Raw genomic sequence first — 13,289 nt, 5'->3', positions numbered from 1 at the left:
TAGGGAGCGGGGGCTCCGTAAAATGCCGCGCTGCGTATGAAACTGAAACCCGTCCTCAACATCTCCGCCTACCTGTTCGTGACCCTGACGGACACGCAGGCGCTGCGCGAGAGCATTCGCTCACAAGCGGCGGAGCGCGTCCTGAAGGGCACGGTGCTGCTCGCCGAAGAGGGCATCAACCTGTTCCTGGCCGGTGCGCCCGACGCGGTGCGCGGCTTCGTGGCCTGGCTGCGCAGCGATGCACGCTTCGCGCCGCTGGCACCGAAAGAGAGCCTGTCGGATGCCGTGCCCTTCGGCAAGCTGCTGGTGAAGGTCAAGCCGGAGATCATCCGCATGAACCACCCGCAGTTCCGACCCGAGGCGGGGCGCGCGCCGGCCGTCGATGCGCAGACGCTGTCGCGCTGGCTCGATGCCGGCCACGACGATGCCGGCCGCGAGGTCGTGATGCTCGACACCCGCAATGCCTTCGAGGTCGACCACGGCCGCTTTGCGCATGCGCTCGACTGGCGCATCGAGAAATTCACCGAATTCCCGCAGGCGCTGCGCGATCATGCGGCCGAGCTGCAGGGCAAGACGGTGGTCAGCTACTGCACCGGCGGCATCCGCTGCGAGAAGGCGGCGCTGTTCATGGCCGAGGCCGGCGTGCAGAACGTGCTGCAGCTCGAAGGCGGCATCCTGAAGTACTTCGAGGAGGCCGGCGGCAAGCACTTCGACGGCCACTGTTTCGTGTTCGATGAAAGGGAATCCGTCGACGCGGCGCTGCTGCCGACGAGATCGGTGTAAGGTGCCTGCGATCGGCGCGACCCAAGCGCCCGGACCTGTCCACACCGCAGGAGACACCGATGCAGCCTCATCCCCTGCCCCGCAGCGGCAACCTTCCCCTCCAGCCCAACAGTCCGCTCGGCAATCGGTATGCCCAGGTCCGCGAGACCAGCCTCGCGCTGGCCGCGCCGCTGTCGCCCGAAGACTGCCAGGTGCAGTCGATGCCCGACGCGAGCCCGACCAAGTGGCACCTGGCGCACGTCACCTGGTTCTTCGAGACCTTCCTGCTGGAGCGCTTCGAGCACGATTTCCAGCCGCACGATGCGCGCTTCCGCGTGCTCTACAACAGCTACTACAACGGCATCGGCGACCAGTACCCGCGCGCGAAGCGCGGGCTGGTGACGCGCCCGGCGCTGGCCGACGTGCTGCGCTACCGCGCCGATGTCGATGCGCGCATGCAGGCGCTGATCGCGCAGCGGGCCGGCGACGCCGAACTGGCCGCGCTGGTCACGCTCGGGCTGCACCATGAGCAGCAGCACCAGGAGCTGTTGCTGACCGACATCAAGCACGCGCTGTCGTTCAGCCCCGGCCACCCGGGCTACGGCAAGCGCTGGCCGATCAGCGCGGTGCAGCCGCAGGCGCTGCGCTGGTTCGGCTATGAAGGCGGCCTGTTCGACCTGGGCCACGACCCCGAGCGCGACGGCGCGTTCTGCTTCGACAACGAGACGCCGCGGCACCGCAGCTTCATCGCGCCGTTCGAACTCGCCTCGCGGCCGGTCAGCCACGGCGAATGGATGGCCTTCATCGACGACGGCGGCTACCGGCGGCCGGAGTTGTGGCTCTCGCTTGGCTGGGACTGGGTGCGCAACGGCGGCCACCAGGCGCCGCTGTACTGGCGGCGCGACGGCGACGCGTGGTTCACGCACACGCTGCACGGCGAGATGGCGGTCGACCCGCACACACCGGCCTGCCACCTGAGCTACTTCGAGGCCGACGCCTATGCGCGCTGGGCCGGCGCGCGGCTGCCGACCGAGGCCGAATGGGAATGCGCCGCGCGGCAGGCCCGGCCGCAGTCGAAATCCAACTTCGCCGACAGCGGCGCCTTCCACCCGATGCCGGTCGCCGATGCGCCGGCCGATGCGCCCTCGCAGTTGTTCGGCGACGTCTGGGAATGGACGCAATCGAGCTACCTGCCCTACCCCGGCTACAAGGTGCTGCCCGGTGCGGTCGGCGAGTACAACGGCAAGTTCATGAGCCAGCAGATGGTGCTGCGCGGCGGCTCCTGCGCAACGCCGGCCGGGCATGTGCGGGCGAGCTACCGCAACTTCTTCCCGCCGGAGGTGCAGTGGCAGTTCAGCGGGTTGCGGCTGGCGCGCGACGCGAGCTGACCAGACTCGACCCGTGCGAATGCACCGCGAAGGGAACCTAACACCGTCTCGCCGTTACCAAGCGCCAGTCTCCCGGAAGGCCGGGGCTGGAGCGACAAGATGGACAGGGTTGGTGCACGACGGGTGAAGGCAGAGCCACAGCGCAACGGGCACGGTGAAGACGACGCGCACATCGGTGCGTCCATCGCGTCCGCGAGGAAGTCCGCCAGCCGGTGCCCCGTGCTGCCGGCCTTCGGCTCCATCGAGCGCGACGAGACACTCTTCAGTGCCTTCGGTGCGAAGCGCATCGCTGAGCTCTGCGACCTGTCAGCGCAGCAGCAGGAGCAGGCGTATGTCCACCTGCTCGACTCATTGGCACCCGAAGCGCCGCGGCAGCCAAAGGTCGTCCCGTCCTACCGCGACACCTTCCGCACGAAGGAGGTACCAAGCGATGGAGACTGCTTCTTCCACTCGTTGATCGAGGTCGCACCGGACGAATTGCGTGACGCGCTCGGGACGGCACCGACGCCCCGGGCGATCCGCTGCGCGCTGGCAGACCAACTGGCCGATGGGTTCATGCAGTTGAATGCCGCGACCGACGACGCGCAGGTGCAGCAACTGCTGGACGACAAGCCGTACCTCGCGACCGTTGAGTGGTCACCAGGTGCATGCCACCTGACGCCGGCCCAACAGCAGATGGTCGAGCAGGTGCGCACCAGCGGCAGCTGGAATCACGATGCCGGCGACCTGTGCGCCGCGCTGGTCGTGCACTGGCTGCGCAAGCTGCAGCTGGAAATCGTCACCGGCTATGCGAGTGCTGCCAAGCCGATCGTCTTCGGCGCAGGCCGCCGCGTCCGGGTCGCCCTGGACGGCGCCCACTACCGACCCATCAGGTGTTCAGCACCGCCAGCACGTCCGACCTGAACTCCCGCTGGTACAGCACGTACACCACGCCGGCCGTCGCGAGCATGAAGATCAGCGGCGAGAAGAACCAGGCCACCGCGGCGAACGACAGGTAGTACGCCCGCAGCCCGTCGTTGAAGGTCTCCGCCGCCATGCTGACGACGCCGCCCGCCTTCTTCGCAAAGGCCTGCCGGCGCACCTCGCCGTCGGAGCCCTGCTCGAGGAACTGCGTGGCTTCCGGCGCGGCCGCGATCAGCAGCGCGCCGAAGGTGTACTGCCGCATCGACCAGGTGAAGCGGAAGAACGCGTAGACGAAGATGCTGAGCAGCAGCACGATCTTCAGGTCGAACACCAGCACCGAGGTGCGGGCCGCGAACGGCAGGTCACGCACGATCTCGGTGGCCTTGTCGCTGGTGCCCAGCACCGCGAGCAGCCCGCCGATGATCAGGATGGTGGTCGACGCGAAGAACGACGGGCTGGTCGACAGGTTCTGCAGCACCACGCCGTCGATCACGCGCACCTCGCGGTAGGTGGTCTGCAGCATCCATTCGCGCCGCACCCGGTTGGTCGACGCGAGGATCGACGGCTGCGTCAGCGCGCGCCGGTGCGCGAACCAGATGTAGCCGGCCCAGGCGCCGAAGAACGCCACCAGGGCCGCCCAGTCCGACCAGGGCAGCACCGCCACGAGTTTCAGGATGATGTCCATGGCGGCGACTTTAACGGGGATGTCCCCCCGGCCCCCGCTCTACGTCAGCGTGGTCTCGATCTGCGTCTGCCCTTCGAGCACCCGGTGGATCGGGCACTTGCCGGCGATCTCGAGCAGCCGTGCGCGCTCGGCCTCCAACAGATCACCGTCGATGTGGATGCGCCGCTGCATCCGGTAGCGCACGCCGCCGTCGTCGCCCCGCGTCTCGACGTGGTCGACCTGCACGTGCAGCGAGCGCACGGCCAGCGCCTTGCGGCGGATGTAGAGCTCCAGCGTCAGCGTGGTGCAGGCGGCCAGCGCCGAGTCCAGCAGGTCGTGCGGGCTCGGCGCGGCATCGGTGCCGCCGAGCGTGCGCTCCACGTCGGCGGCCCACGCGTGGCGGCCATTGGTCAACAGCGTCAACGCGCTGGCGGGGCGGTCGCCCGCGGCGGGCTGACGGTGAAGGTGGGCGTCGATGGTCATCAGCGACGCTTCGCGTCCAGGCTCAGCGCACCGGCGCCGAAGGCCACGATCGCGAGCAGCCCGCCGATCACCGAGACGTTCTTCATGAACATCAGGTTCTGCACCATCGCCTGGTCGGCCGGCACCGCCCAGAAGTTGTGGAAGATCACCGTCGCGGCCGCGGTGAACACCGCCAGCACGGCGGCCGCCCAGCGGGCGTTCCAGCCGACGATCAGCGCGATGCCGCCGACGATCTCGACCAGCAGCGCGATCGCCGCGCCGACCTGCGGCAACGGCAGGCCCTTCGACGCGATGTAGCCCACCGTGCCCTCGAAGCCGGTCAGCTTGCTGAAGCCGGCCAGCACGAACATCAGGGCCAGCAGGATGCGCGCGGCCAGCGCGAGCGGGTTTTGAAGGCGTTCAAAAATGATGGGTCGTCCTCGGTTGGAGTGAGTGGAACAACAGGGTCACTGCAGATCGAAAACCAGCACTTCGGCATCGCGCCCGGCGCCGATCTGCAGCGCCGGTTCGTCGGCCAGCATCGCCGCGTCGCCTGCCGACAAGGCCTGGCCATTCACCTCGACGCTGCCGCGCACCACGTGCACATAGGCCTTGCGGTTCGCCGGCAGCGCCAGCTCGGCGCGCTCGTCGCCGTCGAACAGCCCGGCATACAGCGCCGCGTTGGCGTGCAGCTTCACCGAGTTCTCGCGGCCATCGGGGCTCGCGACCAGGCGCAGTGTGCCGCGCTTTTGCGCCGCGTCGAAGTGCTTCTGCTCGTAGCCCGGCTCGATGCCGCGCACGTTGGGCTCGATCCAGATCTGCAGGAAGTGCGTCGTGTCCTGCGCCGCATGGTTGTATTCGCTGTGCTGGATGCCGCGGCCGGCGCTCATGCGCTGCACGTCGCCCGGCACGATCTGCGCGCCGTTGCCGATGCTGTCCTTGTGGCCGAGCGCACCCGACAACACGTACGACACGATCTCCATGTCGCGGTGACCGTGCGTGCCGAAGCCGGTGCCCGGGGCGATGCGGTCTTCGTTGATCACGCGCAGGTTGCCGAAGCCCATGTGCTTCGGGTCGTAGTAGTCGGCGAACGAGAAGCTGTGGAACGACTTCAGCCAGCCGTGGTCGGCGTAGCCACGTTCAGTCGATTTGCGCAGGGTGAGCATGTCGTGTCCTTTCAGTGGTGATCTCTCGGGTGTGAAGAGACTGTAGGCGCCGCTCCCCAGCCCATCACGGGCCGCGCGTTGAAGCGTTCGTTCAAATAAGATGAACGAAACTCCGACGGCCTCGCCATGACCAGTTCCCGCAACGTCCTGACCCCCGAAGCGCTCGCGATGATGGACGTCATCGCCCGCACCGGCAGCTTTGCGGCGGCCGCGCGCGAGCTCGGCAAGGTGCCGTCGGCGTTGACCTACAACGTGCGCCAGCTCGAGGACGCGCTCGACGTGCTGCTGTTCGACCGCCGCTCGCGCCAGGCCAGGCTGACGGCCGCCGGCGAGGAGCTGCTGCACGAGGGCCGGCGGCTGCTGGAGGAGATGGATGCGGTGGCGAACCGCGTCAAGCGGGTCGCCACCGGCTGGGAGACGCAGCTGACGATCGCGGTCGACGGCATCATGTCGCGCGCCACGCTGTTCGAGCTGTGCGAGGCCTTCTATGCGCTGAGCCCGGAGGCGCCCGGCGCCACCGGCGGCGGGCCGGGCACACGGCTGCGGCTGCGCACCGAGGTGCTGGCCGGCACCTGGGAGGCGCTGGTCAGCGGGCAGGCCGACCTGGCGATCGGTGTCGGCGTGGACCGCACGATGCCGCCCGGCATCCAGATGCAGCCGCTCGGCAGCATCAGTTTCGTGTTCGCGGTCGCACCGCACCATCCGCTGGCCCACGCCGACGGCGTGCTGAGCGACGCCGACCTCATCCGCCACCGTGCGGTGGCGGTCGCCGATTCGGCGCAGCGCATGGCGCCACTGACGGTGAACCTGCTGCCCGGGCAGGACGTGCTGACCGTCGCGACGATGCAGAACAAGATCGAGGCCCAGCTGCGCTGCCTCGGCTGCGGCTTCCTGCCCGAGCCGCTGGTGCGCGAGCACATCGCGGCAGGCCGGCTGGTCGTCAAGCCGGTGCAGCGCCCGACGCAGGTCTCGCGCCTCGGCTATGCATGGCGCAGCGCGCCGGCCGGCAGCGCGGCCCGCAAGCCGCAGCTGGGGCTGGCGCTGCGCTGGTGGCTGTCGCAGCTGGAGAGCCCGGCCACGCGCAGCGCGCTGGTCGAACGCCACAGCGGCTTGCTGCCGTTGGGGGGCGCTTGATCGACCGGCCGTACCGCGGGCGGTTCGCGCCGTCGCCCACCGGTGCGCTGCACGCCGGCTCGCTGGTCGCGGCGCTTGCGAGCTGGCTCGATGCGCGGGCCCATGACGGGGCGTGGCTGGTGCGCATCGAGGACGTCGACACGCCGCGCTGCGTGCCGGGTGCCGATGCGCAGATCCTGTCGCAGCTCGCGCAATGCGGGCTGCTGCCCGACGAGCCGCCGGCCTGGCAGTCGCAACGCGGCGCGCACTACGAGGCCGCGCTCGGCGCGCTGCGCGCGGCCGGGCAGGTCTACCCCTGCGGCTGCACGCGGCGCGACATCGCACTCGCGCTGGAAGCCGCCGGCCACGGCAAGCCGCGGCACGGCGAACTCGTCTACCCCGGCACCTGCCGTCACGGGCTGAACGGCAGGCCGGCGCGTGCGACGCGGGTGCTCAGCAGCGATGCGAACGTTGGCGACATCGCGATCGACTGGCACGACCGCCGCCTCGGCGCGCAACAGCAGAACCTGACACAGGCAGTCGGCGACTTCGTGCTGCACCGCGCCGACGGGCTGTGGGCCTACCAGCTCGCGGTGGTCGTCGACGACGCGCTGCAAGGCATCACGCACGTCGTGCGCGGCGAAGACCTGGCCGACAACACGCCGCGCCAGATCCACCTGCAGCGGCTGCTGGGCCTGCCGACGCCGCAGTACCTGCACACGCCGCTGGTGCGGGGCGCGAACGGCGAGAAGCTGTCGAAGCAGAACGGTGCGGCGCCGCTCGACCTGGCGCAGCCGTCGCTCGCGTTGCGCGAGGCCGCCGCGGCGCTGGGCTTGCAACCGCAGGCCGCCGACACGCCGACGCTGCTGGCCGAATGCGTCGCGCAATGGCGGGCTGCGCCAGCGCCGCGCGCCCGCTGAAATTGCATCCAATCGCAAGCGCGGCCCGGCCGCGGCATGCGACCTGCTTCGATGCCCGCATCCAGAACAACCGCAGGCACACGCCGCCTTTCCCGGCAGGATGCGACGCGAACTGAAGCCGGACTGACGCAACGCGTCAGCCGTGCCGCGTCATCCATCGGCGATCGCGATACGTCCGACACCCCCGCATGATGATCCGAAGCAGCCGAGCCGCCCGCGTGGGCGGAACCGTTTCCACTCTTTTCCTGTCGATGATGCTGCTCGGGGGCTGCGGCGCCGGGTCGGATGACGGCGACAAGGTGGCCCCGGCACCGGTGGGCTCGGCGCCTTCGCCGGCCCCGGCCCCCGCGCCGGCCCCCAGCCCGGCACCCTCGCCCGCTCCTGCGCCCGCACCTTCTCCCTCGCCGGCTCCTGCCCCCGCGCCGGCTCCGTCGCCCGCCCCTGCCCCCGCCCCCGCCCAACCCGCGGCGCTGACGCTGCCGATCGAAGTGCTCGGCGACGGCTCGCCGAAAGCGCCGCTGGTCGTCGAGACCCGGCTCGACCTAGACAGCGGCAAGCTCGCGTCGGCCACCAGGCTCTACCTGCTGTGCCACCGCTGCGGCTTCTATGGCGCCCCCGAGTTCGAGGCGCTGAACGCGACGCCGCCGAAGGTCAAGGCCAGCCTGCGCGTGCTCGGCGGCACCGACGCCGCCGGCGAGGCCCAGGTGCCATGGGTCGACATCACCGACCAGACCGTCACGCTGGCTGACAACGAGCGCGTCCATGGCGGCGTCAACGGCGGCTTCTTCACGACCCGCATCACGCTCGCGCTCGACGCCGCGACGCGCGCGCGCCTGGTCGCGTGGCCGAAGGGCAACCGCATCCAGTTCCGTTTCAACGGCACCGACGGCGAGTCCAACGGCTTTCGCGTGCTCGACGTGCAACTGCGCAACGATGCCGATGCCAGCCTCGCGAGCAACCCGGTGGTGCGCGTCGACCCGCTCGTCGAGAAGAACGCCGGCCAGGCGATGACCGGCGACGTCGAGCCCGGCCGCGCGCTGTGGAGCGCGCGCGGTGCGCTGGCCAAGTCGCCGCTGGTCAGTCGCAAGCTGCAGGCCGCCTGCTCGTCGTGCCATGCCGAAGACGGCCGCGACCTGCAGTATTTCAACTACTCGAACAACGCGATCGTGCAACGCAGCCGCTACCACGGCCTGAGCGAAACGCAGGGCAGGCAGATCGCAGCCTTCCTGCGCTACACGCTGCAGGGCGTGCCGCATGCCGCGAAGGCGCGGCCGTGGAACCCGCCGTACCAGCCGGGTCCGGGCCTGGACTGCAGCGGCATCGGCTGCGAGACGAAATGGGCCGCCGGCGCCGGGCTGGAAGCAGTGCTCGACAACGCCGCCGACGCCACCAAGGCGCTGTTCGGCAAGCCGCTCAGCGGCGCGCTGAGCGTCACGCAGGCCGAGGTCGACAAGGTGATGGACCCGGCCGCGACGATGAACGCGCGCGAGATGCAGATCCCGATGCAGTTCCCCGACTGGAACGCCTGGCTGCCGACCACGCACCCCTACGACGTGTGGCCGAGCACCACCGAAGGCTCGTTCGAGGCCGGTGCGAAGTTCAGCGCCGCCGACGGCAAGAAGGACCCGAACGGCAAGTACAAGGCGCTGCTCGCATGGCTGACCGCGCACATGAACCCGAACGGCGTGCATGGCGACTGGAGCCACCTGAAGGTCGACGAGCGCGTGCAGATCAAGGCCATGTTCACGCAGGCCGGCTGGGAGGGCTACAACTACCTCGGCGGCGGCCGCGGCAACCACATCGCCGCCAGCGGCCAGTACGGCGCGCAGGTCGGCGCTGCCAACCTGCAGAAGCTGGCGTCGGCGGCGACCACGGCGACGAACCCGGCGGCCTTCACGACCAACGCGTTCATCGAACGCTCGGTGGCCAGCATGCTGCACTGGAACGCGGTGAAGCAGTGGGAGATGGCGCAGGTCTACGGCCTGGAAGGCAACCAGCAGTGGTTCATCGGCGACAAGGACCCCGCCACCGGCGCCTGGAAGGGCCGCGGCGAGGCGCACGGCTGGCCGTTCAACAGCGTCAGCCTGTTCTTCCTCGCGCCGCACATGGTGTACCAGCAGGACACCGACGGCACCGGCAAGATCACCCGCGAGTGGTATGACGCATGGGAGGCCGGCAACATCGTCGGCTCGTACTACCGCACCAACCAGTGGTACCAGCTGCAGATGTCGGTGAACCCGGGCGGGCAGAGCGACTGGGTCAACTTCTCGATGGACTGGCCGTACCTGACGGCTTTCGACGACTACCTCGGCATGAAGGTCGGCACCGCGACGCCGGCCGCCAAGGCCGCCAACGACACGCACTACGTGCGGCTGCTGCAGGCGCGCATCAAGTCGGCGCAATACGTCAACAACGGCATCGTGCTGTACGACCCGGCCCAGCCCGACCTGTTCGCCAACCGCGGCCGCTATGGCCGCGGCCAGGTCGCCAAGCACCTGGCGGTGGCCAGCTTCATCGACACCGCGTCGAACAACGGCAAGGCGCAGAGCAGGTACCGCTTCCTCGACGAGTTGTCGCCGGGGCTGTACCCGCGCGTGGTCAACGGCGCGATCAGCCAGTTCAATGCGTTGTATTCGCAGACCGCGGCGTCGGCCTGGCGCCGCTGCGACCCGGACAACAGCCAGCTCGGCGAGCCCGAGCCGTGGGCCGGCTTCCGCTACTGCCTGGATGCCCAGCGCACGCCGCTCGGCCAGGCGGCCGACGGCAGCTACTTCATGAACCAGGTGAACTACCGCGCCACCACCGAGCAGGCCGAGCAGTACGGGCTGTGGAAGGCGACGCAGATGGGGGCCGACCCGGCGCGGCTGAAGGTGTGGTCGGACTGGATCGACCGGATGTGGCCGAAACCTTGAGCCGGCCAGGGCAGCGCGAATGGCGTCAAAATGGCCGCCATTCACAACGTCTTCGGGCCGCGCGCCAACGTCACCATGAAAAGCGATTTCGGATTGATCGGCCTGGCCGTGATGGGCCAGAACCTGGTGCTGAACGTGGAAAGCCACGGCTTCCAGGTCAGCGTGTTCAACCGCACGACGGCGGTCACCGACGAATTCGTCGCCCGCCACCCGGGCAAGAAGCTGGTCGGCGCCGCGACGCTCGAGGCCTTCGTCGAGAGCCTGGCCACCCCGCGCAAGATCCAGATCATGGTGAAGGCTGGCGCGCCGGTCGATGCGGTGATCGAGCAGCTGATCCCGCTGCTGTCGCCCGGCGACATCGTGATCGACGGCGGCAACAGCCTCTACACCGACACCGAGCGGCGCGATGCCTACCTGACCAGCAAGGGCCTGCGCTTCATCGGCGCCGGCGTCTCCGGCGGTGAAGAGGGCGCGCGCAAGGGCCCGTCGATCATGCCGGGCGGGCCGCTGTCGACCTGGGAGGTGATGAAGCCGATCTTCGAGGCCATCTCGGCCAAGGTCGATGGCGAGCCGTGCGTGATCCACATCGGCCCGGGCGGCGCCGGTCATTACGTGAAGATGATCCACAACGGGATCGAATACGGCGACATGCAGCTGATCTGCGAGGCCTACAGCCTGTTCAAGGCGGCCGGCTTCACGACGCAGGAGATGGCGGCGATCTTCAACCAGTGGAACGAAGGCGAGCTGCAGAGCTACCTGATCCAGATCACCGGCAAGGCGCTGGAGCAGGTCGATGCCGAGACCGGCAAGCCGATCGTCGAGCTGATCCTCGACAAGGCCGGCCAGAAGGGCACCGGCCAGTGGACGCTGCTGAACGCGGCCGAGAACGCGGTGGTCATCAGCACGATCAACGCGGCCGTCGAGGCGCGCGTGCTGTCGTCGCAGAAGAAGCAGCGCGTCGCGGCCAGCAAGGAACTGAAGGGCCCGAAGGTCGACCTGTCGCCAGTGAAGGCGCAACTGGTCGCCAAGGTGCACGACGCGCTGTATGCGTCGAAGGTGATCAGCTACGCGCAGGGGCTGGACCTGATGAAGACGATGGGCGAGAAGAAGGGCTGGGGGCTGGACCTCGGCCGCATCGCGGCGATCTGGCGCGGCGGCTGCATCATCCGCGCGCGCTTCCTGAACCGCATCACCGATGCGTACCGCAGCAACCCGCAGCTGACCAACCTGATGCTGGACCCGTTCTTCAAGGAGCTGCTGAACCGCACGCAGCAGAACTGGCGCGAGACGGTGGCGCTGGCGGTGACGAACGGCATCCCGGTGCCGGCCTTCAGCGCGTCGCTGGGCTACTACGACAGCTACCGCTCGGAGCGGTTGTCGGCCAACCTGCTGCAGGCGCAGCGCGACTTCTTCGGCGCGCACACGTACGAGCGCATCGACAAGCCGGAAGGCACGATGTTCCACACCGAGTGGCCGGAAGTGATCGGCTGAGGAGCAGCGGCATGAAGAACACCTTGCGCACCACGTTGTTGCTGGCGGCCTGCATGGCCGGTGCTGCGGGCGCGGCCCGGGCCGATGAAGAGCCGTCGAAGATCGACCGTGCGGCTTCGGCCGTCGGTCATGCGGCGTCGACCGCCGCGACGAAGACCGGGCATGCGGTGAAGCACGCGGCCGAGGTCACCGGCGCGGCGATCCAGAAGGGCGCCGAGAAGACCGGCGAGGTCGTGCGCAAGGGTGTCGAGAAGACCGGCGAGGTGATGAAGCGGGGTGGGGAGAAGCTGCAGTCGTCGGCGAAGCCGGCGTCTTCGAGCGACTGACCCGCGCGGGTCAGCGCAGGCTGGCCGACAGCATCGCAAGGCCGATCAGGTTGGTGGCGACCGTGACCCAGAACACGCGCCGGAACGATGCTTTCGCGGACTTGTGCCGCAGCCACCGCTGCGCGAGCAGCGCGCCCGGCCAGCCACCGGCGAGCGACAGCAGGTGCAGCGTGCGCTCCGGTGTGCGTCGACCGCGGCGGCGCGCGGCGGACTTGTCGATCGAGTAGACGACGAACGTGATCGCACTGAAGGCGGCATAGGTCACGGCCGTGATGCACAGGATCGTCATCGTTGCTCGCGCAGAGTGCGGGATCGAGATCGTACTGTGCCGAGACAACTGCAAAGACAGATGTACTTGACAACGTTGTCTGCGGCGAGCCCCTCTTGGCACGCCCCTGAGCATCACGTGTAATCCGCCGGCCGCGTCGTCGAAGCAGTCGTCCTTGGCAGTTGAGAGGGTGGGATGGCGTGGTCCCATTCACCCTCACGCGATCCATCCGATGAAGACGACGCCCTCGGCAGCGGCCATTGCGACCGCAACCTGCCTGCTCCTGCCAACCGCTCCCTCTCACGCCGACATCCCGCTTCCGCCGGTGTCGCCGACGCCGGTGACGATCTACGAGTACGACGCGGAAGGAAATCCCACCAAGGTGACCAAAGACCCGACGGGCCTGAACTTGCAGAACAAGGCGAGCTACGACCCGCTGGGCCGGGTGAAGGAGCTGACGGATCCGAAGAACGGCAAGACCGCGATCGAGTACGACGGCGGCGGGCGGCCCACCCAGGTGACCGACCCGCGCAGCCTGGTCACGCAGTACCCGCGCAACGGCTTCGGCGATGCGACGCAGCTGATCAGCCCGGACACCGGCATCACCAACATCACGTACGACGCGGCCCGGCGGCTGAAGACCCGCACCGACAGCCGCGGCGTGACCGAGACCTACACCTACGACCTCGAAGGCCGGTTGACCAGCGTCGTCTACACGCAGAGCGGGCAACCCAGCCAGACCACCACGTGGAGCTGGGACCTGACCGGCCCGGACTACAGCTACAGCATCGGCCACGTGAGCCGGATCGATCACCCGAGCGGCTTCGCCCGCTTCCGGTACGACCCGCGGGGCCGGATCACCGAGACCGTGCAGTCGGTGAACGCGAAGGCCGGTGCGAACACGGTGCCGATCC

The 13,289-nt window shown here is 69.0% G+C and carries 13 protein-coding genes and 1 pseudogene; 9 read left to right on the top strand and 5 right to left on the bottom strand.

Going from position 1 to position 13,289, the window contains the following annotated elements:
- Window positions 1-42 precede the first annotated feature (42 nt).
- The 3 genes from ASC98_RS20730 to ASC98_RS20720 all read left to right on the top strand — a co-directional run bounded on the left by ASC98_RS20730 (window position 43) and on the right by ASC98_RS20720 (window position 3,053).
- Window positions 43-783 carry a sulfurtransferase gene (locus ASC98_RS20730; RefSeq protein WP_157598080.1) on the top strand — a complete coding sequence of 247 codons (741 nt, stop codon included), beginning with the start codon at window positions 43-45 and terminating at the stop codon, window positions 781-783.
- A gap of 59 nt (window positions 784-842) precedes the next feature.
- A complete protein-coding gene (gene egtB / locus ASC98_RS20725; RefSeq protein WP_082542063.1) occupies window positions 843-2,150 on the top strand; it encodes an ergothioneine biosynthesis protein EgtB in 1,308 nt (435 codons plus the stop codon).
- Between the two features lie 99 nt (window positions 2,151-2,249).
- Window positions 2,250-3,053, top strand: coding sequence for an OTU domain-containing protein (locus ASC98_RS20720; RefSeq protein WP_157598060.1), 804 nt, complete (start codon window positions 2,250-2,252; stop codon window positions 3,051-3,053).
- Here ASC98_RS20720 and ASC98_RS20715 read toward each other — a convergent pair.
- From ASC98_RS20715 to ASC98_RS20700, 4 genes are read right to left on the bottom strand one after another with little or no spacing between them, the layout of a single operon-like run.
- Complete coding sequence (locus ASC98_RS20715) at window positions 3,019-3,738, bottom strand: DUF599 domain-containing protein (RefSeq protein WP_056812591.1); 720 nt, start codon at window positions 3,736-3,738, stop codon at window positions 3,019-3,021. The genes ASC98_RS20720 and ASC98_RS20715 overlap by 35 nt on opposite strands.
- Before the next feature lie 39 nt (window positions 3,739-3,777).
- Window positions 3,778-4,200 (bottom strand): OsmC family protein, encoded by a 423-nt coding sequence (locus tag ASC98_RS20710; protein ID WP_056812594.1) that lies wholly within the window; start codon window positions 4,198-4,200, stop codon window positions 3,778-3,780.
- Complete coding sequence (locus ASC98_RS20705) at window positions 4,200-4,607, bottom strand: DoxX family protein (protein ID WP_082542062.1); 408 nt, start codon at window positions 4,605-4,607, stop codon at window positions 4,200-4,202. The genes ASC98_RS20710 and ASC98_RS20705 overlap by 1 nt, the downstream gene beginning before the upstream one ends.
- 39 nt (window positions 4,608-4,646) lie before the next feature.
- Window positions 4,647-5,345, bottom strand: coding sequence for a pirin family protein (locus tag ASC98_RS20700; protein ID WP_056812601.1), 699 nt, complete (start codon window positions 5,343-5,345; stop codon window positions 4,647-4,649).
- A 126-nt stretch (window positions 5,346-5,471) separates the two neighbouring features.
- Between ASC98_RS20700 and ASC98_RS20695 the strand changes: the two genes are divergently transcribed.
- From ASC98_RS20695 to ASC98_RS20675, 5 genes are all read left to right on the top strand, one after another.
- A complete protein-coding gene (locus ASC98_RS20695; RefSeq protein WP_056812603.1) occupies window positions 5,472-6,479 on the top strand; it encodes a LysR family transcriptional regulator in 1,008 nt (335 codons plus the stop codon).
- Window positions 6,476-7,378 carry a tRNA glutamyl-Q(34) synthetase GluQRS gene (gene gluQRS, locus ASC98_RS20690; RefSeq protein ID WP_369820463.1) on the top strand — a complete coding sequence of 301 codons (903 nt, stop codon included), beginning with the start codon at window positions 6,476-6,478 and terminating at the stop codon, window positions 7,376-7,378. Before ASC98_RS20695 ends, gluQRS begins: the two co-directional genes overlap by 4 nt.
- Window positions 7,379-7,629: 251 nt before the next feature.
- Window positions 7,630-10,290, top strand: a complete 2,661-nt coding sequence (locus ASC98_RS31360; RefSeq protein ID WP_200953061.1) for a hypothetical protein — start codon at window positions 7,630-7,632, stop codon at window positions 10,288-10,290.
- Between the two features lie 75 nt (window positions 10,291-10,365).
- On the top strand, window positions 10,366-11,781 hold the full coding sequence (gene gnd, locus ASC98_RS20680; protein ID WP_056812713.1) for a decarboxylating NADP(+)-dependent phosphogluconate dehydrogenase: 1,416 nt from the start codon (window positions 10,366-10,368) through the stop codon (window positions 11,779-11,781).
- 11 nt (window positions 11,782-11,792) lie between these two features.
- The gene (locus tag ASC98_RS20675; protein ID WP_056812610.1) at window positions 11,793-12,107 is read left to right on the top strand and encodes a hypothetical protein; all 315 of its coding nucleotides are present in this window, start codon (window positions 11,793-11,795) and stop codon (window positions 12,105-12,107) included.
- A gap of 10 nt (window positions 12,108-12,117) precedes the next feature.
- Here the strand turns inward: ASC98_RS20675 and ASC98_RS30715 are convergent, their stop codons facing one another.
- The gene (locus ASC98_RS30715; RefSeq protein ID WP_056812612.1) at window positions 12,118-12,396 is read right to left on the bottom strand and encodes a DUF1294 domain-containing protein; all 279 of its coding nucleotides are present in this window, start codon (window positions 12,394-12,396) and stop codon (window positions 12,118-12,120) included.
- 211 nt (window positions 12,397-12,607) lie between these two features.
- Here ASC98_RS30715 and ASC98_RS20665 point away from each other — a divergent pair.
- A pseudogene (locus tag ASC98_RS20665) lies at window positions 12,608-13,289 on the top strand (RHS repeat protein); the annotation flags it as partial.

This window comes from Rhizobacter sp. Root1238 (genome assembly GCF_001425825.1).
Taxonomy (GTDB): domain Bacteria; phylum Pseudomonadota; class Gammaproteobacteria; order Burkholderiales; family Burkholderiaceae_C; genus Rhizobacter.
Note: the sequence above shows the minus strand (reverse complement) of the source record. Positions and strands in the feature narration are given on the sequence as shown.